The organism is Winogradskyella sp. (genome assembly GCF_013042245.1).
Lineage (GTDB): Bacteria > Bacteroidota > Bacteroidia > Flavobacteriales > Flavobacteriaceae > Winogradskyella.
In genome coordinates, this window is record NZ_JABDQL010000125.1 from 1 (window position 1) to 23,162 (window position 23,162).

General features: G+C 34.0%; 16 protein-coding genes and 4 pseudogenes. 5 read left to right on the top strand and 15 right to left on the bottom strand.

Translation table 11 applies throughout. The annotated features are described in order from the left end of the window. Positions 1 to 135: 135 nt before the first annotated feature. From HKP48_RS09640 to HKP48_RS09665, 6 genes and pseudogenes are all read right to left on the bottom strand, one after another. Positions 136 to 897, bottom strand: a pseudogene (locus tag HKP48_RS09640) (proline dehydrogenase family protein); the annotation flags it as partial. Further along, positions 894 to 2,177 (bottom strand): cytosine permease, encoded by a 1,284-nt coding sequence (locus HKP48_RS09645; protein WP_296345277.1) that lies wholly within the window; start codon positions 2,175 to 2,177, stop codon positions 894 to 896. The gene HKP48_RS09645 and the pseudogene HKP48_RS09640, both read right to left, overlap by 4 nt. Positions 2,178 to 2,214: 37 nt before the next feature. Beyond that, positions 2,215 to 2,523, bottom strand: coding sequence for a cupin domain-containing protein (locus HKP48_RS09650; RefSeq protein WP_296345279.1), 309 nt, complete (start codon positions 2,521 to 2,523; stop codon positions 2,215 to 2,217). Positions 2,524 to 2,545: 22 nt separating this feature from the next. Further along, a complete protein-coding gene (locus HKP48_RS09655) occupies positions 2,546 to 4,216 on the bottom strand; it encodes a hydantoinase B/oxoprolinase family protein (RefSeq protein ID WP_296345281.1) in 1,671 nt (556 codons plus the stop codon). A 2-nt stretch (positions 4,217 to 4,218) separates the two neighbouring features. After that, positions 4,219 to 6,279 carry a hydantoinase/oxoprolinase family protein gene (locus HKP48_RS09660; RefSeq protein WP_296345283.1) on the bottom strand — a complete coding sequence of 687 codons (2,061 nt, stop codon included), beginning with the start codon at positions 6,277 to 6,279 and terminating at the stop codon, positions 4,219 to 4,221. 94 nt (positions 6,280 to 6,373) lie between these two features. Further along, the gene (locus tag HKP48_RS09665) at positions 6,374 to 8,776 is read right to left on the bottom strand and encodes a TonB-dependent receptor (RefSeq protein WP_296345285.1); all 2,403 of its coding nucleotides are present in this window, start codon (positions 8,774 to 8,776) and stop codon (positions 6,374 to 6,376) included. 146 nt (positions 8,777 to 8,922) lie between these two features. On the opposite strand from HKP48_RS09665, the gene HKP48_RS09670 reads away from it, so the two are divergent. Further along, positions 8,923 to 10,233, top strand: coding sequence for a hypothetical protein (locus tag HKP48_RS09670; RefSeq protein ID WP_296345287.1), 1,311 nt, complete (start codon positions 8,923 to 8,925; stop codon positions 10,231 to 10,233). A gap of 297 nt (positions 10,234 to 10,530) precedes the next feature. Continuing rightward, positions 10,531 to 10,955, top strand: a pseudogene (tnpA, locus tag HKP48_RS09675) (IS200/IS605 family transposase). Between the two features lie 32 nt (positions 10,956 to 10,987). Here the strand turns inward: tnpA and HKP48_RS09680 are convergent. The 3 genes from HKP48_RS09680 to recG all read right to left on the bottom strand — a co-directional run bounded on the left by HKP48_RS09680 (position 10,988) and on the right by recG (position 14,084). Then, entirely contained in the window at positions 10,988 to 11,317 is a 330-nt protein-coding gene (locus HKP48_RS09680; RefSeq protein WP_296345289.1) for a hypothetical protein, read from the bottom strand. Positions 11,318 to 11,723: 406 nt separating this feature from the next. Further along, on the bottom strand, positions 11,724 to 11,906 hold the full coding sequence (locus HKP48_RS12285) for an FAD-dependent monooxygenase (RefSeq protein ID WP_363928611.1): 183 nt from the start codon (positions 11,904 to 11,906) through the stop codon (positions 11,724 to 11,726). A 3-nt stretch (positions 11,907 to 11,909) separates the two neighbouring features. Next, entirely contained in the window at positions 11,910 to 14,084 is a 2,175-nt protein-coding gene (recG, locus tag HKP48_RS09685; protein ID WP_296345290.1) for an ATP-dependent DNA helicase RecG, read from the bottom strand. 78 nt (positions 14,085 to 14,162) lie between these two features. Here recG and HKP48_RS09690 point away from each other — a divergent pair, with 78 nt between their 5' ends. After that, positions 14,163 to 16,142, top strand: a complete 1,980-nt coding sequence (locus HKP48_RS09690) for a M1 family metallopeptidase (protein WP_296345292.1) — start codon at positions 14,163 to 14,165, stop codon at positions 16,140 to 16,142. Then, a complete protein-coding gene (locus HKP48_RS09695; RefSeq protein WP_296345293.1) occupies positions 16,142 to 17,029 on the top strand; it encodes a patatin-like phospholipase family protein in 888 nt (295 codons plus the stop codon). The genes HKP48_RS09690 and HKP48_RS09695 overlap by 1 nt, the downstream gene beginning before the upstream one ends. A 74-nt stretch (positions 17,030 to 17,103) precedes the next feature. Here the strand turns inward: HKP48_RS09695 and HKP48_RS09700 are convergent, their stop codons facing one another. From HKP48_RS09700 to HKP48_RS09715, 4 genes and pseudogenes are all read right to left on the bottom strand, one after another. After that, positions 17,104 to 17,625, bottom strand: a complete 522-nt coding sequence (locus HKP48_RS09700) for a hypothetical protein (protein ID WP_296345295.1) — start codon at positions 17,623 to 17,625, stop codon at positions 17,104 to 17,106. A gap of 47 nt (positions 17,626 to 17,672) precedes the next feature. Beyond that, positions 17,673 to 18,014: pseudogene (locus HKP48_RS09705) on the bottom strand (glutamate synthase-related protein); the annotation flags it as partial. 150 nt (positions 18,015 to 18,164) lie between these two features. Further along, positions 18,165 to 19,433 (bottom strand): amidohydrolase, encoded by a 1,269-nt coding sequence (locus HKP48_RS09710; protein ID WP_296345297.1) that lies wholly within the window; start codon positions 19,431 to 19,433, stop codon positions 18,165 to 18,167. 97 nt (positions 19,434 to 19,530) lie between these two features. After that, entirely contained in the window at positions 19,531 to 20,424 is an 894-nt protein-coding gene (locus HKP48_RS09715; RefSeq protein ID WP_296345299.1) for an IS982 family transposase, read from the bottom strand. Between the two features lie 90 nt (positions 20,425 to 20,514). Here HKP48_RS09715 and HKP48_RS09720 point away from each other — a divergent pair. Continuing rightward, positions 20,515 to 20,931 (top strand): annotated as a pseudogene (locus HKP48_RS09720) (transposase). Positions 20,932 to 21,160: 229 nt separating this feature from the next. On the opposite strand, the gene HKP48_RS09725 reads toward HKP48_RS09720, so the two are convergent. Both HKP48_RS09725 and HKP48_RS09730 read right to left on the bottom strand, forming a co-directional pair. After that, positions 21,161 to 21,910 (bottom strand): C40 family peptidase, encoded by a 750-nt coding sequence (locus HKP48_RS09725; RefSeq protein ID WP_296345301.1) that lies wholly within the window; start codon positions 21,908 to 21,910, stop codon positions 21,161 to 21,163. A gap of 9 nt (positions 21,911 to 21,919) precedes the next feature. Beyond that, the gene (locus HKP48_RS09730) at positions 21,920 to 23,098 is read right to left on the bottom strand and encodes an acetyl-CoA C-acyltransferase (RefSeq protein WP_296345303.1); all 1,179 of its coding nucleotides are present in this window, start codon (positions 23,096 to 23,098) and stop codon (positions 21,920 to 21,922) included. Positions 23,099 to 23,162: the final 64 nt, after the last annotated feature.

Here is a 23,162-nt window from a genome sequence, read left to right on the forward strand (position 1 = left end):
ACTTGAGCGGATTAAGAATAATAATCAACGCCTAAAGGAGTTTGCATTATATGCCATTACAGGGCAATCCGCTTGGGAATTATGGAGAACAAGTACTAATTCAGTCATATATTAGAATATAGCCTTGTTTTTTAGAGCGCGACCTCGTTCTTTTTCCATGTAGGCACCTCTCACGAGTTTTATACCTATTTTATAATTTTTGGTCTTAGCTCTTTGATGTAATCCCTTTAAATAGGTTAATCTATCCCAGCGATACGCTTGTAGTGTGTTAAAAATGATAACGTCTTCTGTGTTATATTTTTCCATCATTTCTTCAATAAGACTATCTGCCGTATCTTGCATCCAACTTTCTTCTGCGTCAATCAACACGGGAATATTATATGTGTATGCTGTTTTGCAAACTATATCAAATCGCGTTTTTATAGCTTTCCATTCAACCTTTTCGGCGGCACTTAAAGGTGTGCCTTCTGTAAGTTTTTGATAAATTTTAAATCGTCCAAAACCTGTGGGTTTAAAGACCACAAAAGGAATAGCTTTATCTGTTTTAGCAAACTCTAAAATTTTTAATATTCTCTGAAGTGTATTATCAAACTGTTGCTCTTCTTGTTTACCTTCCACTGAATAGTCTAAAACCGTATACACATTTTTAGTATACATTTTTTCGACAACTTCTTGACAATCATTTTCATTTATGCCTCCACAAAAATGATCAAAAACGGTAGCGCGAATTAATTTTTCAACAGGCAATTTAATTTTTAAGGCAAAATTAGTTGCTACTGCTCCAATTTTTACTAATGATGCTTTACGTATCATTTTGAACAAAACTAATGCTCTGATAAGTTCCAAATCTGATTTCAGAGCCAACGCCACTTCTGTATTATCAAATAATTTTTTCACTTACTTTGTTTTTTTATTCGGCTTAGAAAAGTATATAAAGCACCTGAAACAATTAAAGATTGTACCGCAGGAAAACCCATTGGGAACAGGTATTGTGTAATATATCCCACTAAAAGTCCTACGGCAATACTTATGGTTGCTAACCAATTCCATGATTTAATGGTAGTAACTTCATTTTTATCGACAAAAAAGTAATGTGCCATGATGACTCCAGCTATAACTGGAACTATTAATGCAATGGAATATAAAAAGTTTACGAATTGATCCATAATGCCTAGCAAAGCCAAAATGATACCAACAATAGCAAAGACGAGTGTCATTATTTTTCGGTTTTTGTTATCATGTAGACTAAACATGTTACACAACACCAAACCACCTGTGTAATTACTAACGAGTTGACTGGTCCAAGTCGCTACCCAAAGGACAACAAAGCCCCAAGCAGGAAAACCTAATTCTTGCATTACTTGTACAATGTCTGAATTACCGGTTCCAATAGACATAATTCCACCAACTATAAACAGCGGAAAGCCTACGATAATAATTCCTAATGGAATTAATATATTATCTCTCCATGTTGGCTTTGCAAATCTTGTATAATCTGGTGCAATTAACCATTGCGCAACATTAATACTAATCACTAAATTAATGGCTTCTATAAAAGACATAGAACCTTCAGGATTCCAAGCACTAATTTTTTCCCAACCCATGTTATTTATGGATAAGTAGAGCGCAACTGTTACGAGCAGTAATCCTGCAGGAATAGCCACATAATCTACCCATTTAATAGAGGCATAGCCTAATATGGAAGGAATTGCAAAAAGAATACCAATACCAGCGGTACTCAATACATAAAGAAAAAAATTGTCAACTTTATTAATGCCAACCAAAGCACTAAAGGCGTCTGTAGCCACAGATGTTTGTATCGCCCACCATCCTAGTGTTAAAGCTAAAATTACAATACCTACAATAATTCGTGACTGTTCTTTTCCAAAACTTAAAGCCGCTAAAGCGGATGATGTTAGGCTAGTTTTTGCACCAATATAGCCTTGGATGGCATTTCCAATCCACTGAAAAAACACCAACGCAATCACTAAAACTCCAATGATTTCTAGTAAGCTAAAATTGCCTATCAAAATACCGCCGATTAATAATACTGGGATGCAAAATTCTAATCCACCAAAAATAAAGGCTGGCACATACCAAGGTTGTCTTTCGTTTAAAGGAATAGATTCTGAAGCAGAATTTTTAGTTTCTTTGGAATTTTTTGATGTATTTTCCATGATTTTAAAATGTAGTATCTAGATGTTAGTTACTGTTTTATATTTCTTTGAATAGAAAAAATAATATTTTGCTATCCTTCAAAGTTTCGGTTTTTCGGATTTCGTCTTTATTCAAATAAATTAAATCGCCTTGGTTCATTATTTTTTCATTTCCATCTTTTGTATATACCTTTAGTTTGCCAGAAACTAAATAGCTTATTTCATGCGCATATAGTGCTTTAAATGGAAGTACATGACCTTTTTTTAATACCACTGAACCGCAATCTATCACAACACCATCTTCTTGTTTTTGAATGATATATTTTAGATACTCTTTTTCGGGATAGGTTAAGGGTGTAACTTCCATATGATTTCTATGTAATTAGTCTTTAGTAGGTGGGATAATTTTCTAAGGCTTGTTGCTTTGTGATATAACCATTTTTTATATCCTTTTGAATTTTTAATAAAGGCCTATTTTTAGGGTTTCCATATCCACCACCTGTAGCGGTGACCAACTTTACACGATCGCCTTTATGTACCTTTACATTGGTTACCACATTATAATTTTCTTCGGTACCGTCTGTTCGTATAACGGTAAAATAATTATAGCTCCCTTCTTTTCCTTCTTTAAGACCCCAAGTTGGGATGGAATAGCCTAAGAATGCACCTGTTAAAAAAGCTTCTTCAGATAGTATTTTGAACGTAAGATATTGTCCATTACCACCTTGAAACTCACCATAACCACCACCTTCATTATGAAAAGCATATTCTTCTACGATAACGCCATATTTTCGTTCTCTGGTTTCCGCAGGAATGTTGTAGGATTCTCCATGTGCATATGAGAATTGTCCTCGATTTCCGTCATGAAAGGCACAGGCTCCCCAACCACCAGAAAGTGGCTCAGCTTGCACATAGAATTCGTTGGTCACAGGATGAATACCCGAAATATACGTAACACACACCGATCTAAAATGACCAGCTGGTAATTTATCTGGCACAATTGGGCCTAATGTTTTTAGTAGTAAATCTATCGCTGCTAAAAACACTTCATAATACACAGATATAGGTGCTGGGGATTGCGCGCTTACGACTGTCTTTTCTGGACAAATTAATTTTACATGTTTAAAAGAACCATTATTTGCAGGTAGAGTAGGAGTTGTAATGGATTTAAAGGCTGCTCTTACTGCGGTTTCTAATCCTGTTCTAGACAGATTTAAAGGCCCTTTTAATTGTTCGTGTGAGCCTGTGAAATCACAGACCATATTTTCGTTTGAAATAGTAATTTTTAATTTCAACGGAAATGGTCCATTACCAAAACCGTCGTTTTCAATCCAACCAGTATTTTCATAGGTTCCGTTTGGAATTTTCTGAAGTTCTTTTAAGCTAATGCGTTCGCCATAATCCATAAATTCTATAGCAGCTTGTTTGTAAGCATCTAAGCCATATTTTTCAATAAGTTTTAAAATGCGTTCTGCACCAACATCATTGGCAGCAATACCCGAATATAAATCTCCTAAAGTACTTTTAGGTAGTCTTACATTAGCTTCTATCATTTTGATAACCGCTTTATTTAGACTACCATTTTCTTTTATTTTAATAAAAGGAAAATGCAGTCCTTCCTGAAATATTTCAGTAGAAATTGTAGATACAGACCCTGGATTTGTACCACCTATATCTGTCCAGTGTGATTTATTTACTGTAAAAGCGACACGTTCTCCGTTATAAAACACTGGCGTAATAATGGCAATGTCAGATAAATGTGTGCCACCACCAACATAGGGTGTATTTGCGATGATTACGTCTCCCTCCTTTAAAGGGTTATTTTCGTTAAATTTTTCTAAAGTTTCTTCAACAACAAGACTCATAGCTGCCAAAAAGGTAATAACGCCATTGCCTTGTGCGAGTAATTGTCCTCTACCGTCAGTAATGCCAACTGCATAATCTAATGCTTCATAGATAATTGGGCTCATGCTGGTGCGCTGGATGGTTTCGAACATGGCTTCACCAATAGAAATTAATGAATCCTGAATAATATCTGATGTAAATTTATCTAAGCTCATATTTAATTTATTTTACTAATGATGATATTTGCGTAGTCGTCAATTCTAAATTGATGGTTTGGCGGTACAACGGTTGATGTAGATTGTTCGACTATAATTGCTGGTCCTGCGATGTTCATACCTGGGTCTAATTTATCTCTATCGAAAAAACGACTTTGATATATACCAGATACATCAAAATCTACATTTTCAGTAGTAATTAAAGCGTCATCAACGGTATAGCCTTTTGCTTCAACTTTCCCAATTACGGGCTTGTTCACGATCACTTCTGCTACAAGGTGATAGTTTACAATTTCAATTTTTGTATCTACAAGGCTAAAGGCATATCGTTTTTTATGAAGTTGATGAAAATCGAGTTCTATTTCATCCATTTTCAGATCATCTAGATCAGATAATTTTAATTTAACCGAATGCTCTTGCCCATTATAACGCAGGTCTAAATAGTATTCAAATTCTATATCTTCTTTTTGGTAGGCGTCGCGTTCGTAAGCCATTATAGCTTCATTTTTCATGTCCTGAAACACGATTTTTAAGTCTGCAAACTTATCTTCGTTTAAGTCCATGACATCGGTGCGGATGTAGTCTCTTCGTAAATCAGACATCAGCATTCCAAAAGCAGAAAACACACCTGCATTTAATGGTATTATGATTTCTGGCATTTGCAATTCTTCGCCTAAATAGGCGCCATGCATTGGTCCACCACCACCAATGACCACTAAAGAGAAATCTCTTGGGTCATAACCTTTGTTTACGGATACACTTTTTAAAGCGTTGATCATATTAGAATTTGCAACCCTAATCACACCTCGTGCAACTTCCTCCATCGTCATGTCTAATTCTTCACAGAGAGGTTGAGCGGCATTTTTTAAACTATCAAAATCTGGTTTTAATTCGCCTCCTAAAAAATAATCTTTATGAATACGATTGCATACCACATTGGCATCGGTCGTCGTAAAATTAATACCTCCTTTACCATAAGAGGATGGACCTGGATTTGCAGCAGCACTTTTAGGACCTACACGCATTTTTCCTCCATCATCCAGCCAAGCAATACTTCCGCCACCATTACCAATTTCTACAATATCAATGACAGGAGTGAGAATTGGAAACCCCGCTTGAGTTTTTGTTTTTTCAATGTTATATGTGGTTACTATTTTTGGAATACCGTTTTCAATGAGTGAACATTTTGCAGTCGTCCCACCGATATCGAGTACCAATAAGTTTTCTTTACCAATAGTTCTACCCAAAACAACGGCTCCTAACATACCACTTGCTGGTCCTGATTCTATTAAGGTAATTGGGTTGGCTTTTACATCTTCTACTGTGGTAATACCGCCATTAGATTGCATAATGTATAAGTTATTTTTATAACCTAATTTTTGCAAATGGTGGGTGAGATTGTTTAAATATTTTGTTGCGATAGGTTTGACATATGCCGATAAAACCGTGGAGCTTGTGCGCTCATATTCTCGCCATTCTCGTGTAACCTCATGTGAGGTTATGATTTCAAATTGAGGATGGTTTTTACGAATATAAGAGGCTAATTGTTTCTCGTGAACTGGATTTTTATAACCGTGTAAAAAACAAATAGCAATAGCTTCTACACCTTCTTTTATAAAGGTAGTAATGTGTTTGTCAACCGAAGTTTCATCTAATGGTATAATAACTTCACCCAAATAATTAATACGTTCTTTTACTTCTTGTCGTAAATAGCGTTCTACAAAGGGTTCTTCTTTTTTGAAGTTGAAGTTATACAGGTCAGGACGCGTGCCTCTTGCAATTTCTAATACATCTCTAAATCCTTCGGTTGTAATTAACGCAGTTTTAGAACCTTTACGTTCTGTTATAGCATTAATGACCACAGTTGTGCCATGAGCGAAAAAATCTATGGTATTTAGATCTAAGCCAATTTTTTCTATCGTGTTTAGAATACCTTTTTCAAATTCACCTGGCGTTGTACTAGACTTAGAAACCTCTACCTTTTTTACTTCCTTAGTTTTTTTATCGTAATCAAAGAAGACAAGGTCTGTAAAGGTTCCTCCAATATCTGTTGCGACTCTCATAGTATTTTTTTTATTTAAATTGATTATACAAGCAGCCTCCCTAACTTACTATTTGGTAAGAAAAGAACAAATTAGAAGACTGCTTAAAATGTATTTAGAAGTTATACGATAAGTCGATACCTACTGTAGTTGGCGTGTTCGGGAATCTTAAGTTATTAAAGCCAAACTCTGCTGTTGGGAAAAACTCTGTATTGAATTGGGTGTCAAAGATATTGTTTGCCCAAACGGTAACCCCAAATTTATTCAGCTTTAGGTTAACTCTTGCATTTACTAAAGTATAAGGGTCTTGTTTGTATTCCTCTAATGGATCCCAATATTGTGTACCTCTACTATCTACATTGACATTAAATCCTATGGTAGAACGCTCTGCTAATTCAAAATTGGCATTGGCACCAATCTGAAATGTACTTTCTATGGTAAAAGGAGAGGTGTTACCACTAACATCAACTTCTTCATTGGTTTCATAATCAAAGGCAGCCGCATTGGTCAATCTGTTGTATGTTCCTTTTTTAATTTCTCCATCATTAAAACCAATGCTGGCAAAGAAATCTAGGTTATTAGTTGCTTTAAATTTTATTTCAGATTCGAACCCAACAATTTCAGATTCCTCAAAATTATAAATACCCAATACTGCAGGCGTTACCGGAATAAAGGTGTATTGCTGTTGGTTTTCAAAATCAATACGGTAAAAAGCATTGTTAAATATTATTCTATTGTTTAAGAAACTTGTCTTTAAACCAATTTCGTAGTTATTTGTAAATTCTGGTTCATAAGTTCTACCGAATTTTACGGTTTCATCCGAATTAAATCCGCCACTTCTATAGCCGCGACCATAGTTAGCATAAGCTAGCACATTATCCGTAAATTGATACGCTAATGAAAACTTAGGCTGCCATACCGTAATGTCGTTTTCAATACTGTTGTCTGAGATTCTAGAATCATTAGTGAGTTTATCATAATCAACACGCACACCTGCCGAAATGGTAAACTTATCTGTAACCTTATAGTCTACAAAACCAAAACCAGCTAAAGTTTGTATGGTATTATCATCGTCATTACCTACCAACGGATCCGTGCTATAGTCTGCATTTTCTGCAGATGCATCTGTAAACCCTCCTTGGTAATAGGTGTTATTTAAAAATGTTGATGTATTTAAATAGCGTTTGCTATTTTGAAATAATGTACCAAAGGTATAGTTAAGTTTTGTGTCTTCGGATGAATTTGAAGTTACCCTAAATTCCTGGCTAAAGGTATCAGAATCTGATTGTTGAGAAACCTTACTAAAGGCATACTGCGAATAATCATTTTCACCAATATAATAGCGTCTTGTTGCATTAAAAGAGGTCACAGACTGAAATTTTGCTCTCTTAAGCGACCCTTCGATTTTAAGACTACTTAAAGAGTTAGATAATTCTGAATCTCCTAAAATATCTCCAAAAGGCTCACTAGAGTAATCATCATCAGCAAGAACAGGAATACTTGGGTTAAAAATATCTGTTTTCGTCACATAATAGTTTCCACCAGCATCAATTTTAAAGTTATCTTGTACAAAGGTTGCAGACCATCTTGGATTAAATCTGTATTTTAATTTGGCTCGAATATTAACTTCATCCGAAAAATCTACGGTCTGACCTAAAAAGGTGTTGTTAATTAAACCATCAAAAGTGCTGTATCTACCATTTATACTATAGTAGAATTTATTCTTAACAAAAGCACCAGAAGAAGAGATGCCCGCTCCGAATAAACCGCCATTACCTGCATTAAGCATTACTTTGGTTTTATTTTTATTGGTAGGGTCTTTTGTTATGATATTTACGGCGCCAGCGATTGCATTTTTACCATACAACGTACCTTGTGGACCTTTAACAAATTCTAATAATTCAATATCATATAAAGACATATTCATGGCACTAGCATCTGGTAAAGTCATACCATCAATAACAACTGCAACTGGAGATTCTGCATTTCTAATTTGAGAAATTCCACGTACGGTTAAAAAATTAACTCCTGGTTGTTGTGCTTCTGTAAAGGTTACGTTAGATATTTGAGCTGTAAAAGACTGTATATTATCAATGCCACTAGCCTCAATTGTAGCTGCATTTACGGCCACTGTTGTTTCGGGTAGTGTCTGTATGGCTTGTGTTCTATTCCTGGCCTTACTTGCTACAGAGGCAAAACCCTCTATGGATACGGCGTCTAACTGGCTGGCTTCCGCTTTTAGACTGACGCTAAGATTGTCGTTCGTTATTTGGACAGTCTGAGTCTCGAACCCCAAATAAGAGATTTCCAATTCTTTAACATCTTCGTTAACAGTGATAATAAACTCACCGTTAAAATCTGAAGTTACCCCATTGGTAGAATTCCCTTTTTCAACGATAGTTGCACCAGGTAAGGGATTGCCTGTGTCATCATAGACAGTGCCTCCAATATCCTTAGTTGTTTGTGCCGATAAGAAGAATGTTGTGAGACATAAAATGCTTAAGAGTAGCTTTTTCATTTTGAATTAATTTTTCATTAGATAGACAATTTTACAAACTAAATTATATTAATTCCATAATTCCTGTTTATTTAATATTATTAATTAATTATAGGAATTTAAATGGAATTAGAGTAATTTTAAAAAATATAACAACTTATTAAATAATGAACACTAGAGGAATTAAAGTATCAAATGGTCTTATTTTAGCACTACATAAAGAGCTTTTAAGTGTTTTTTCTAAACATTATGGTTTAAAAATAAAAACCTTAACCGTATTCCAATTATACGGTTTTGGGGATTATGATGAGCTTCGTCCAAGTTTAAAAAACTACATCATGGAAATCACGCATCAGCTTATCAATGGTAAATATATTTATAATAAAATCAGGGAAGTTGATAAAGGTAATAGCAAATATGTAAGATTACGAAGAGATTATTTATCCCTTTTAATTTTATCTGCTGGTTATGAAAATTATACACAATATATAAACAAATCGCCTTATATAAGTTCTCAAATTAGAGAAGAAGAAGGGAGTAATTTTGATGAAACCTCTAATAACATTGATGCGTTGTACTATGTAGGGTATTATGTAGAGGACAGACAGTATTATATAAAGTCTAAGCTTACCATTAACAAAATGAAAACGGCATCTTGGGAAATTTTATATTGGGAGAATAATACCACGCCTACCTATTACACTTATTTTGGAAAATGTGTGCCCACAGGAGAAAGCGCACTCTCCTTTTATTTTAGTAAAGAAAATTCGAGTTTAAATAAAGAATGTTTTGTCAATTTGTTTTACGGTAATAATATGCAGTCAAAACCTGTGTTATTAGGCGCTTATTGTGGTTTTAACCGAAGCAATAGTCCGGTCATAGGCAAATTAGTTTTTGAGCAGGCGCAAGACAAGGAAGACCAGGATTTAAAAGTAAAGTCTAGGAACATTAACCCTATATTTCATCATTATTTGTATTCCCAACGTATGGAGATCGATAATATTCTGCCTCGAAAAGATTCAGATCTTACCGTATCTCTAAACAGGCTAGAGATTATTAATTTTTTAATTGGAGATTATCTTGGTTTTTATTTAGACCGAAACAACTATTTAATCCCTATCTCTTTTGGTGTTATAAATAACCTTGGCGAAATAAAATTTAAAGTAAACAATATAAATTTTAAGGGGATTGGGAGAATTAGCAGAACCGAAAATTACCTTATATCAGAGTTCAGCGAAAAAACACCTTCCTATTCTCAGTTTTCATTGCAAGTACAGCCTTTAGAACGTGATTTGTTTTTGGGGCAAATGCTTGTTTATACAGGGGCAAACGTGCTCAATGGAAAAGTACTACTTTGGAAACAGAACAAAAATCTAAAAGCATTTATAGATACCAATAAAGAGTTTTATCTAAATAAAACTGATTTAGAGGCGGATATAAATGTAAAAATCACCGAATATTTAGAAAATAAAATATGAAACCCATAATGGGCATTTGGCAAACAATGGCTAATACCCATTGGAATAATTAAAGCATTGATAGCCTAAATATTACAAAAATGTAAATAGATAAAAAACTATTAGATCATACATATTTATCTAAAATAATGACGGATATTAAGAACCCAATCAATATCAAAATGTTCAATATAAGTTAGACGTTAAACCGATCTTATAAAACTTTAATTCATTGCCTTTTATTGGTCCCAAAAATAGTTAAAACTATGCACTTTAGTGCATCCGCTTTAGCTTCTAAAAATACCTACCTTTGTTTTTATGTCACATCAAAGGGTAAATGGTCATGCAGTTTCTAGATTAACTGTTCATATAGTTTGGAGTACAAAGTACAGGTATTCTGTTCTCAAAGGAGATGTCCAAAAAAAGTGTCGTGAATTATTAATCCAAATCTGTGATGCAGAAGGAGTAAATATTCTAAAGGGTGTTGTTAGTAAAGATCATATTCATATAGAATATCTCCCTTCACAAGATATAAGTACATTGGTAAAAAAATTTAAAGGTAGAACTTCACGACGTTTACAGCAGGAATTTCCAGTGTTGTATAAACGTTATTGGGTATGCATTTTTGGGCAATAGGTTTTGGCTTTTGGAGTACAGGAAACATTACTGATCAAATGGTTAATGAGTATTTAGAACATCACAGGAAATCTGAAAATGATAGTGAAAATTTCATACTTGAGTAATCACGTACTGCTGACTTTAGTCAGTAACAAACCTATGGTACTTTAGTCCATAGTGGTTTATTTTCAGTCGTTGTAAATGTTTCATTCTTCCATACACATTCTTCGTAATTGGTATAATCAAGAGCAATTTCTCCGTAATAAAATACCAACTGTTGTAAAACTTCTGCTTTCCTATCTTCATTAGATTTATCGTAAAAGTTCGAATTCAAAAAAACACTTAAAGCAAATCGATCTACATTAGTATTTGAATGGTCGTAAAATTCTTGAATTGGTCCTGAGCCACTATAAATTATTCCTGAGGTTCTATGTTTTTTCCAAAAAGGTGCTTTGTAGGTCAACCCAATTCTAAGAGAATCATGCATCCATGTATGCGTATTTAATACCAATGCAGAAATATCCTCAGGTAAATCCGGCTAAATTTTGATAGTGTTAGAAAGTAAAAGTGATGGTAATGTTGAAACTACGTATTTTGAGTTATAGCTAAAATCGTTGGATTTAGTAATAATGTCATTATCATTGAGTAGAATTTTACTGATAATTTGATTTGTTTTAATAAAATTTCCATCTATTCGCTCTAATAGTGCTTCAATTACAGCAGAAGTACCGCTAGAAATCAGATAGTTTTAGTGTCGTTTTTGGGCAATTGTACCAATTTTGCTGATTTTAACCATTGGGATGATAAATTACAGTGTTACCTTAGTGTTGCTCAAACACAGAAATATTAAGTTCCTTCAATAGTTCTAAAGCTGAAGTTTGTTGGTCAATAAGCTAGGTTGCACCTAATTCTATAGGAGCTTGATTTGTATTGGATTTGGTTAATATTCTTACCTCTAAACGTTCTATAGCTTCGACAACTATAAAATTAATATTCGCTTTTTGAAGAAAATAGGCGAGCGATAAGCCTGTTAATCCACCGCCAAAAATAAGAACATCCGTTTTTAGCTTATTTATAGGTTACGAAATATAATTCCAAATATTCTTATACTTACTCATCTCACGATAGGTGTTTAAAATAGCTTGATGCTGGGGTAAACTAAGTGCGGGGTCAGTTCCTAATATTTTTTTTGCTTGGTAACGTGCTTCTTGCAGAATGTCCTTGTCTTTTACCACATCTGCAATTCTTAAATTTAATACGCCGCTTTGTTGCGTTCCCATAATATCTCCAGGACCACGAAGTTTTAAGTCTACCTCGGCAATTTCAAAACCATCAGAAGATCTCACCATAGTTTCTAAGCGTGTTTTACTATTTTCTCCCAATTTATGGCTAGTCATTAAAATGCAGTAGCTCTGTTCGGCACCACGGCCAACACGACCTCTTAGCTGATGTAACTGAGACAGGCCAAAGCGCTCTGCACTTTCAATAACCATTACAGAGGCGTTAGGCACGTTAACTCCAACCTCAATAACCGTAGTGGCAACCATAATTTGAGTTTCACCTTTTACAAAGCGTTGCATCTCAAACTCTTTATCAGCGGGTTTCATTTTGCCATGAACTATAGAGATTTGATAGTTAGGCTGCGGAAACTCTCTAACAATACTCTCATAACCATCCATTAAATCCTTGTAATCCATGTGCTCGCTTTCTTGAATCAATGGATACACAACATAAATTTGTCTGCCTTTAGCGATTTCATCCTTCATAAACTTAAAGACTTTCAGGCGATTACTATCATATCGATGTACCGTTTTTATCGCTTTACGACCAGCAGGTAATTCGTCAATAACTGAGATGTCCAAATCTCCATAAACAGACATGGCTAAAGTTCGTGGAATAGGGGTAGCAGTCATCACTAAAATATGTGGAGGAACTATCTTTTTAGAACTTGCGTATGAAGCTGAATTTGAACTCGAATTCTCATCATCATTTTTTAAAATTTGCACAGAAGTTTTATCCCATAATTTTTTTCGTTGTGCAACTCCAAATCGATGTTGTTCATCTATAATAGCCAAGCCTAAATTCTGAAATTTAACCTTATCTTCAAGGAGCGCATGAGTGCCTACAAGTATCTGTAAATTGCCATTTTCGAGATTTTCATGGATTTTTTTTCTTTTTGAAGTTTTAGTTGAGCCTGTTAATAGTGAAATTTTGATATTCAGTGGTTTGCATAATTCTAATAATCCATTATAGTGTTGGACTGACAAAATTTCAGTTGGCGCCATTAAGCAGCATTGAAAATCGTTGTCAAGCCCCATGAGCATTGACATAAATGCAACAATGGTTTTTCCAGAACCTACATCGCCTTGAAGAAGTCGACTCATTTGTGCATTGCTACCCAAATCAGCCCTGATTTCTTTTAGTACACGTTTCTGTGCGTTGGTTAATTCAAAGGGTAAATGGTCTTTAAAAAAGGTGTTAAAATACGTTCCGACTTTATTAAATTTTAATCCTTTAATTTTTGATTTATGGATAAGGTTTTTGAGAATTAATTGCAACTGTATATAGAACAATTCTTCATACTTTAATCGGAATTGTGCGCGTGCTAGTAGCTCTGGAGATTTTGGGAAATGAACGTTTAAAAGTGCTTCAGATTTTGAGAGCAATTTGAGGTCGTTTATAGTCTCTTTAGGTAGCGTTTCAAAGAAGGCTCCTTTGGTTTCTAAAAAGAGTTGTTGCATTATTTTAGAAACCACTTTATTGGTAATGCCTTTGTTGGATAGTTTTTCTGTCGAGGGATAAATAGCCTGCATGGCTGAACGTAGATTGCTGTCCTGTTCCGATTGTAATTCAATTTCTGGGTGCGGCATACTGTATCTTCCGTTAAACCAATTAGTACGCCCAAAAATGACGTAAGGCTTACCAATCTTAAGGCTTTCGCGTATCCACTTTTGTCCTCTAAACCATACAAGTTCCATCATTCCGGTATTGTCTTTAAAATCAGCTACCAGTCTTTTGCCACGTTTTTGAGCGACCTCTCTAAAACCTATGATAGTACCAATAACTTGTACTTCGGCATTATTACGATGTAGTTCGTTGATTTTATAATAGCGTGTACGATCAATGTAGCGATTTGGAAATAAGTTGAGTAAATCTTGATAGGTTTTTATCCCTAGCTCTGAGCGTAACAAATCTGCACGATTTGGTCCAACACCTTTAAGATAATCGATGGGAGTCTGAAGATTTACACTCATAAAGCGAATTTAATTCATTTCTCTAAAACTCATAAGCTAAAATTTCATTTTGGTCTATTCCTTGTGTAGTTTTACCGTATGAAGAAATGGATTTTTGGTTTTTGCCTATCAATTGCTGTGTTTTTGAAAGCGCAACAAAATGAATATGTGGATTTTAAGAAGATTGAAGCTAACATAGAGTTTTTGGTTGATTCTTCTAAAGTAAAAGGTAAGTTAATTTATCAATTTGAAATTTTAAAGGATATTGATTCTGTATTTATTGATGCTCAGTCTATTTTGTTTTCTGATATTAAGTTAACAGAATTAATGGCGTATACTGATGTAGAGTTTGTTAGTGTCAAATACAAGAAAAATAAATCAAAATTGGTAGTTTACAATAATTTCAAGGCTGATAGTAGTTATGAATTAAGGTTAAATTACCTGGCAAACCCTCGAAAAGCATTGTATCTTCTCAAAAGAAATGATTATTTAAATATTTGGACCCAAGGTCAAGGCAAGTACACAAGCCACTGGTTGCCTAGCTTTGATGATATGAATGAAAAGGTGGAGTTTGATTTATCTATTATATTTAATGAAGATTACACAGTTTTAGCCAATGGAAAATTAGATAGTATTTCAGGTTCCGGAGATTTTAAAAATTGGCACTATAATATGAAGAAGCCCATGTCTAGCTACCTCGTAGCTTTAGCTATTGGTAAATACGATAAGAAAACTGAAACTTCAAAAAGTGGTATTCCTTTAGAGTATTATTACTATCCTGAAGATTCTCTAAAAGTCGAGCCAACATATCGTTACACCAAACAGATATTCGATTTTTTAGAAGATGAGATTGAATTTAACTACCCTTGGCAAAATTACAAACAAGTACCAGTGCACGATTTTTTGTATTCTGGTATGGAGAATACGACACTCACGATTTTTTCAGATACTTTTGTGGTAGATTCTATAGGTTTTAACGATAGAAATTATGTCAATGTTAACGCACACGAATTAGCACATCAATGGTTTGGCGATTTGGTTACTGTAACTTCTGGTGTGCATCATTGGTTGCAAGAAGGTTTTGCAACTTATTATGCGTTATTAGCGGAAAAAGAGATTTTTGGTCAAGATTATTTTGATTTTAAACTCTATAATTCTGCAAAAGATTTAGGTCGTCAAGATGTTTCAGGAAGTGGAACATCACTACTTAACCCTAAATCTAGTAGCTTAACATTTTATCAACGTGGCGCATGGGTTTTATATGCTTTACGCCATAAAGTTGGTGATAAAGTATTTAAAAGTGCTGTAAAGAATTATTTAGAAAAACATCAGTTTGCTAATGTCGAAACATCAGATTTTATCTCTGAAGTTGAAGCAATTTACGGTCAATCGCTTTCTAAATTTGTTGATAATTGGATAGTTGTTAAAGATTTTCCGTTTAACAATGCTATAGCATTGCTCAAATCACAATCCAATTTCATACAAGAATATATTATGGTGGATTGTGAAGCAAACTCTTCAAAATGTGAAGATTACTTAACTTATTATCTATCAGATGAAGCTAAAATAAAAGTCATTTCCCAGCGTCCTGATTTAGTATCTAACAAAACCTTTAAGGAAAGTAAAAAAGTGCGTCAAGCGATTTCGCAATATGTAACTACAATTCCTAAAGAATTAAAAGGAAATTACGAAACACTACTTGATGATGCATCTTATCTAACTATTGAATCGGCCTTGTATAATTTATGGATTAATTTTCCGACGGCTAGAGCCCGTTACTTGGCCAAAACAAAATCTGTTTATGGGTTTTTAGAAAAAAATGTGAGATTGTTATGGTTGGTTCTTAATTTGAATACGCCAGAATACCAATCCGATAAAAAAGAAGAAATTCTTAATGAATTAAAAAGCTATACTAATCCTGATAACAATTTTCAATTACGTATTAATGCGTTCAATTTCTTAGATTTAATTGGTGCTTGTGATGCAAATTGTAGAGCCAATTTAGAGCAAGCAAAAACACATCATAATTGGCGAATGGTTAAGTTTGCAAAAGATATGCTTAAAAAACAAGATAAATAATGCGTGCACTGGTCATTTCTGGAGGTGGAAGTAAAGGTGCCTTTGCTGGTGGCGTGGCACAATATCTCATGGAACAAGAGAAGCGAGAGTATGATATGTTTTTAGGAACTTCCACAGGTAGTTTACTCGTTCCGCATTTGGCTGTCAACAAAATAGGTAAGCTTTATGATATTTTTACCAATGTACAACAACATGATATCTTTAGTGTAAGTCCGTTTGTCCAGCGCAAAAAAGGAGATAGAGAATATGTTTCTATAGATTTTATTAATTCTTTATGGCAGTTTATTCGTCGCAAACGAACGTTTGGCGAGAGTAAAACGCTTAAGAAAAATATTAAGAAAAATTTTACTCAAAGCGAATTCAACAAAATTAAAGAAACCAAGCATGATGTTGTTATTACGGTTGCTAATTTATCTATGAACCGAGTAGAGTATAAGTCTATTAATGACTGTTCGTATGAGGAGTTTTGCGATTGGATATGGATTTCTTGTAATTACATTCCGTTTATGTCTTTGGCAGAGCGTAATGGTCACGAATACGCTGATGGTGGTTTGGGTAGTGTTATTCCTATAAGAGAAGCTATTTTACGTGGTGCAACTGAAGTTGATGCAGTAGTTTTAGAGGCTGAAAATATGGATAGGCAAAAAGTGTTAGGTAAAAACCCTTTTTCTTTAATGCTTAATCTGTTTGGCCACTTACTAGACCAAAACGAACGAAATGATATTCTCATTGGTAAACTTGCGGCCAAAAATAGAGGTGTGAAACTTAATATTTATTACACGCCAACAACATTAACCGAAAACTCTCTTATTTTTAGTAAACGGCTAATGGAGAAATGGTGGCAACAAGGTTATGATTACGGAGAAAGAAAGCATTCTGTTGTGTAATGATCAGTAATTATCTTTTGCAAACAAGGTTGAAAGTTAAAAAAGATATGTGTTTTTAATAATCGCTTAAGCTATTACCATAATTCACTAACTTCTTTTCTTATAAAAGAAAGTCCAGCACTACTTGGAGCTGGCTTATCCATCAGATTGGTTAAAATTACTTCACGAAGTTTATCTGCTGAATCAATTTTATCGCTTAAACTTGATTTCCGTATCAATTGAATTGTGGCGTTTTTTGAAGCGTTTATAACATTCCAGCATTCGTCAGATATATAGATTTGCTGAGCAAGATTGTGCTGAAATTCTTGTTCAATATTTGCTATAAGTAAAGATTCGTAACTTTCTTTATTTGATGAATTTGGATTTAATCTAACTACTAATTTGTTTGGCGAAATTCGTTCTAAAAATAACGCCATACGTTCATAGGCTTGTAAGCGTAATGGAAGCGCCTCTTTTTGTAGGTCTTGTTTTAACGAAAATCGTCGTTGTAGGCTTAGGTTATCAGTAAATCCTTTAAAAAAATAGTAGGCTATGGCAGCTACAATTAGCGTAGGTAATAGAGTAATAAATAATTGTAAAATGTTATCTGAGGTCATATATTTAGGTTTTAAACAAACATAGAATGATTATTTTGTTTTTGCAATTAAGCTTTGGCTTTTCCACCGAGATATATACAGTTTTTTAAATCTTGCATGTTAGTGTAATCGACAGAAGTTTTATTGTAGCCAAACGTAGTATTAAATTCTTTAGACAGGTTGTGGTCATCGACATTCATTTCCACGTCAGTCATTTTAAACTGACATGGATGTTCATAGCCAGCAGCATGTGTAATCTCAATTAATTCCTTTTTAAAGGTTTTAAAGTATTGTGCCAAACGCTCATATTTTAATGGAATATTAATTCCTTTTTGTAACCACTTATTTTGTGTAGCAATACCTGCTGGGCAACGGTTTATATGGCAAACTTGAGCTTGTATATAGCCAATAACGCAAATGCCCAACAACAGGGAAGTTGTGGCTAATGGTGTGTTTACTTTGGAAAAATATATATCCCTGATGGCAACAATAACTAACCCAATAAAAATTCATGCCCACCACGAGATTTGCCCTAAGAATTGAATAATGCTATCCATAAATTAGTTGTTCAAATAGTCTAACGTAATCTGAGTAAAAGCTTTAACGCCAAGTAGTAAGCCACTTTCATCAATTTTAAAATCAGGTGTATGATGCGGAAAAGATTCTGTATTTCCTGGAGTCATTCCACCTAAAAAGAAATATACGCCAGGCACTTTTTCTTGAAAGTAAGAGAAATCTTCACCACCAGTTGTGGCTTTCATAAGTTGTACGTTTTCTTCACCAGCTACTTTTTGAATAGATGGTAAAATTTGCATGGTCAATTCTGGGTCATTATTAGTAACAACGGTATTGTTTTGCCATTCTATAGTTGCAGAACCGCCGTATGCTTTTGCAATATCTGCCGCCATTTCATTCATGCGTTTCATGATTTGTAATCGCATGTTCGAATCCAAAGTTCGGACAGTTCCAATCATTTCAGCAGATTCTGGAATGATATTGAAACGTGTACCTGCTGTAATTTTTCCTACTGTAATTACAGCAGCTTCGTCTGTAAGTCTAGCTTCACGACTTATGATGGTTTGAAATCCATCTATAATTTTTGCCGAAATTAAAATAGGGTCAACACCAGACCAAGGTTGCGAACCATGTGTTTGTTTTCCTTTTACATTAACCACAAAACGCTCTACAGAAGCCATAATACCACCAGTTTTATATTTAATCACACCAACTGGAGTTTGAGAGTTAATATGTAAACCAAAAATAGCATCGACTTTAGGGTTATTGAGAACACCTTCTTTAATCATCAGTTTAGCACCACCTTCTTCACCTGGTGGTGGACCTTCTTCGGCAGGTTGAAAGATGAATTTAATAGTACCATTAATTTTATCCTTATGTTTAGCAAATACTTCTGCAGTTGCCATTAGAATAGCAATGTGTGTATCGTGACCACAGGCGTGCATCACACCAGTTTCGGTATTTAGGAATGTGGTTTTTACATCAGATTTAAAGGGTAAATCGTTGCGCTCAGTTACGGGTAAAGCATCAATATCTGCTCTAATAGCGACTACTTTTCCTGAGTTATTTCCTTTTAAAATACCAACAACACCTGTTTTAGCGATATTTGTTTCTACTTCTAATCCTAGCGACTTTAAATGCTTAGCAATCTTATCTGCTGTTTTAAACTCACGGTTAGAGAGTTCAGGGCTTTGATGAAAATCGCGACGCCACTCAATGAGTTTGTCTTCGATGTCAATAATGTCTTGTTCAATGGCGTTTTGTGCGGTTATGCTTAAAGAAGCAAGTAGTAGTAAAGCTAGGAATTTTTTCATAGTGTTATTGAGGTTTATTGGACATTATATCTCTAAATGCCAGATATGGGCTACTAAGATATTTAAAAAAACGAAAACCATTATAACCTGAGTTCGATTAATAAAAAGCAAGTTGATTAGATTTAATAGTTTGATATTTAATAGCAGGTTTTTTAGGTAAAAAGCTATAGGCTATAAGCCCTGCGACTATATTCGACAAGAAGTTAGTAAAGCTTCTATGTCTAGAATGTTCAATTTGACAAATATTTTTAAGTTCATCATTTATAGTTTCTATAATTGAAAGTTTTCTGAGTAAAATTTCATCACTCATTGTCATTAAAGAATTCTTCATATTATTTTTAATATGTGTAATTAAATGCAATCCATCAATAAAAAGAAGTTGCATTAGATCTTTACCAATATATCCTTTATCTGCATATAATTTTCCGTAGATTTTATCTAAAAAAGATTTCTTTTTTAAGGGGGTTCTATCATCTACATTTGCTTGTGTTATGGTAAAATTTAAGATTTCTCCTTTGTCATTTATTATGATGTGAAGTTTGAATCCATGAAACCATCCCATAGTAGACTTTCCAGTGGTAGCAACACCCTTAAAGACTTTGTTGTTCTTAATTCGTTTTGGTTTACAAACTCTAACAGGGGTTGAGTCTATAAAAGAAATACCTGTACATTCTCCCAAACAACAAGTCTTTAAAAACAAGGTCATTGGCATTAAATTTTGACTCATCAATTCTGTAAATCTATTATATGAAACTGTTGCAGGAAAATCATCTTTCATATGTTTTTGGACATAAAAAATATAGAAATGTTTAAAGGTTCTAAAACCACTTAATTGGAATAAAACAGTAATTGTAATTATCTCACTTTTTGACATAATTGATGGGCGTTTTGAACGATTTCCTAAAAGGTGTTTATCAACTGTTTGATTATATTCTTTGCAAAATTCATCAACAACACAATAAATTTCTGTAATTTTAGAGTAGATTACCATAGATAGATTTTTAGATTAATAAATTGATTTTCAGAACCTTAATATACTAAAAATCTATCTTTTATACTAACAAAATCTACTTAAATATTAATCGAACTCAGGTTATTAGCTAGAAGTCGCTACATTATTGCTAAAAAACCACACCAATGGACAGATAATCAAAAACAGAGAGCTAGGCTATTGTTCAAAAAATATCCAGAACTTGAAATTGCCTATAACCATACTATAGAATTTAGAAACATCTAAGAATTAAAAGATAAAATAATGGCTAAAGAACGCTTTGATACATGGATAGAAGACACTTTCACAAAAGAACTCAAAACATTTTATAGATCAGCAAATACTCTAAAAGCTAACTTTAGTAATATCCTCAACTTTTTTAATAACAGAAATACGAATGCTAATGCAGAATCTTTTAATGCTAAAATTAAACTCTTTAGAGCAAATCTAAGAGGGGTTACAGACACCTCTTTTTTCCTCTTTAGATTACATAAACTTTTTGCCTAATCCCCAGAAAATTAATGTGACTCATAATAATTGACTTACTGTAATTTTATGATCTTTAAATACTGAATAATAAATTGATTATCAGATAATAAGATACAAAAATCAAATAAGAAAAACAAGACAAATAATTAATAATCAATAGGTTAAGTCATTACAGGAAATGTTTTGTAAAACAAAAAAACCGGAAGAAAAAATCTTCCGACCATGGCTGCCAAATTCGTCACTTTTATTATATAATTTTCTTTATGACACGAAGCTTATGTGTATGTGTATTGGTCTCAACATTGTAAATACCACTATGGTCTAATCTATCAATCCTGACTTTTCCATGGGCATGAATAATGTAATTATCTTCCATGATAATACCTACATGTATAATATCGCCTTCCGCATTATCAAAAAAGGCTAAATCACCAGGCTCACTTTCTTCAATAAAACTTAAAGCTTCACCTTGCGAGGCTTGTTGAGATGCATCTCGCTTTAATTTGTGACCGTTAAGTTTGTAAACCATTTGGGTAAAACCAGAGCAATCGATACCAAAAGGTGTTTTCCCGCCCCAAAGATAAGGTGCGTTAAGATAAACAAATGCAGTTTTTAAAAGATTAGATTTCTTTTGTTTTTCACTTTCCTTATTACCATCAAATTTATGATGTAATAAATCAAGGCCATTAAGTGAGGCACCAAGCGGTATTGTAAAGAGATTGTTGTTTTCGTCAGATACATATTCTAATAAATCAATGGATAGAATAGGTTTAGATTCATTCAAGGTTTTATATTGAGTATCTGTAATATTTAAGTATTGCTTATTATCTATCCAACCTTCATATTTATCATATGCAATTCGGATACGACTCCACTTTTTACGCTTTTCTAAAACTTTAAAAAATTCACCATAAAGTACCTGAGAAACAAGTTCTGACTTGTCACACGGTTCAGACCGAATGGGCACAATACCAAGGTTACAAATACCGTATTGCATATAATTATCCTAATAACGCTCTAAGACTAAAGCAGATGCACCACCACCACCATTACAAATAGCTGCAGCCCCATATTTTGCATCATTTAGTTCTAAGATATGAACTAAAGTTACTAATATTCTTGCTCCAGAACATCCTAAAGGATGCCCTAAGGATACTGCACCACCATTAATGTTTACATTACTGTCGTTGAGACCTAAAATTTTCATATTTGCTAATCCTACTACAGAAAAAGCTTCATTAAATTCAAAATAATCTACATCGTCTATTGAGATGTTAGCTTTTGCTAAGGCTTTTGGTAATGCCTTCGCAGGAGCTGTTGTAAACCATTTTGGCTCTTGTGCTGCGTCAGCGTAACTTTTTATTGTAGCTAGAGGTTTTAATCCTAATTCCTTGGCTCTCTCTTTAGACATCAAAACCATAGCTGCTGCACCATCGTTAATTGTAGATGCATTAGCAGCAGTTACTGTACCTTCTTTTGTAAAAGCTGGCCGTAAAGCAGGAATTTTTTCCAACTTCACGTTTGTATATTCTTGGTCTTTATTAACTACAATAGCATCGCCTCGACGTTGAGGAACTTCTACGGGTACAACTTCTGCATCAAATTTACCATTATCCCAAGCATTTTTTGAACGTTCATAAGACTGAATTGCAAAAGCATCTTGGTCTTCTCTAGAAAAACTGTATTCTTCTGCACAAGCGTCTGCACAAACACCCATAGCATTTTTATCATAAGCATCTACAAGACCATCTTTTTGCATTCCATCTTCAAAAGTGACTGGACCAAATTTAGTTGCTGTTCTTGCATGGTAATAATGTGGAATTAAACTCATATTTTCCATACCACCTGCAACAACAATATTAGCATCCCCAAGCTGAATTGCTTGAGCTGCTTGCATTATGGCTTTCATTCCAGAAGCACAAACTTTATTCACAGTTGTACAGGGTACTGTATCTGGTATGCCTGCATAAATAGCTGCTTGTCTTGCTGGAGCTTGCCCAGTTCCAGCCTGCACTACATTACCCATCAATACTTCTTCAACCAATTCTGGTTTCAAATTTATTTTTTCTAACGCAGTTTTTATTGCTGTTGCTCCTAATTTTGGTGCACTAACAGTTGATAAAGCACCCATGAAACTACCAATAGGTGTTCTTACAGCTGATACAATTACAACCTCTTTACTCATAATACTTCTGTTTTCTTTTTTGCTAATGCGAATTTAATGATTTTTGAGGGATTTGATTATGAAA

What these genes read in the sequence shown, in the direction of transcription:
- HKP48_RS09645 (WP_296345277.1), bottom strand. Translation starts at nt 2,177, where the DNA reads ATGGAAAATACATCAAAAAATTCCAAAGAAACTAAAAATTCTGCTTCA.
- HKP48_RS09650 (WP_296345279.1), bottom strand. Translation starts at nt 2,523, where the DNA reads ATGGAAGTTACACCCTTAACCTATCCCGAAAAAGAGTATCTAAAATAT.
- HKP48_RS09655 (WP_296345281.1), bottom strand. Translation starts at nt 4,216, where the DNA reads ATGAGCTTAGATAAATTTACATCAGATATTATTCAGGATTCATTAATT.
- HKP48_RS09660 (WP_296345283.1), bottom strand. Translation starts at nt 6,279, where the DNA reads ATGAGAGTCGCAACAGATATTGGAGGAACCTTTACAGACCTTGTCTTC.
- HKP48_RS09665 (WP_296345285.1), bottom strand. Translation starts at nt 8,776, where the DNA reads ATGAAAAAGCTACTCTTAAGCATTTTATGTCTCACAACATTCTTCTTA.
- HKP48_RS09670 (WP_296345287.1), top strand. Translation starts at nt 8,923, where the DNA reads ATGAACACTAGAGGAATTAAAGTATCAAATGGTCTTATTTTAGCACTA.
- HKP48_RS09680 (WP_296345289.1), bottom strand. Translation starts at nt 11,317, where the DNA reads ATGCATGATTCTCTTAGAATTGGGTTGACCTACAAAGCACCTTTTTGG.
- recG (WP_296345290.1), bottom strand. Translation starts at nt 14,084, where the DNA reads ATGAGTGTAAATCTTCAGACTCCCATCGATTATCTTAAAGGTGTTGGA.
- HKP48_RS09690 (WP_296345292.1), top strand. Translation starts at nt 14,163, where the DNA reads ATGAAGAAATGGATTTTTGGTTTTTGCCTATCAATTGCTGTGTTTTTG.
- HKP48_RS09695 (WP_296345293.1), top strand. Translation starts at nt 16,142, where the DNA reads ATGCGTGCACTGGTCATTTCTGGAGGTGGAAGTAAAGGTGCCTTTGCT.
- HKP48_RS09700 (WP_296345295.1), bottom strand. Translation starts at nt 17,625, where the DNA reads ATGACCTCAGATAACATTTTACAATTATTTATTACTCTATTACCTACG.
- HKP48_RS09710 (WP_296345297.1), bottom strand. Translation starts at nt 19,433, where the DNA reads ATGAAAAAATTCCTAGCTTTACTACTACTTGCTTCTTTAAGCATAACC.
- HKP48_RS09715 (WP_296345299.1), bottom strand. Translation starts at nt 20,424, where the DNA reads ATGGTAATCTACTCTAAAATTACAGAAATTTATTGTGTTGTTGATGAA.
- HKP48_RS09725 (WP_296345301.1), bottom strand. Translation starts at nt 21,910, where the DNA reads ATGCAATACGGTATTTGTAACCTTGGTATTGTGCCCATTCGGTCTGAA.
- HKP48_RS09730 (WP_296345303.1), bottom strand. Translation starts at nt 23,098, where the DNA reads ATGAGTAAAGAGGTTGTAATTGTATCAGCTGTAAGAACACCTATTGGT.